Annotated in this window: 1 protein-coding gene; it reads left to right on the top strand. The window is 63.3% G+C overall.

What is annotated here, in order from left to right:
* Window positions 1–290 (top strand): glutamate--tRNA ligase family protein (locus AC0L3B_RS39215; RefSeq protein WP_473383122.1); only part of this gene is annotated, 290 nt, incomplete at its 5' end.
* Window positions 291–297: the final 7 nt, after the last annotated feature.

Genomic DNA, 297 nt, shown 5'->3' with positions numbered 1-297 from the left:
ACGGGATTTACCCCGGGCTGTGTCGCAATGCCGGTCACGAGCAGCAGGATGCCGCCATCCGTCTGCGCGTGCCCGAGCTTGAATACCATTTTACCGACCGTGTTCAGGGCCAATTCAGACAGCACCTGGGGCGCGATTCAGGCGACTTCATCATCCGCCGCCGCGATGGCCTGTACGCCTATCAATTGGCCGTGGTCGTGGATGACGCCTGGCAAGGCGTTACCGACATCGTGCGCGGCGCCGACCTGCTCGACTCCACGCCCCGCCAGCTCTACCTGCAGGCCGAGTAATTCCTGC

Source organism: Bradyrhizobium sp. Kon56 (assembly GCF_055807635.1).
The sequence above is the reverse complement of the archived record's forward strand: the minus strand, read 5'-3'. Positions and strand labels throughout refer to the sequence as shown.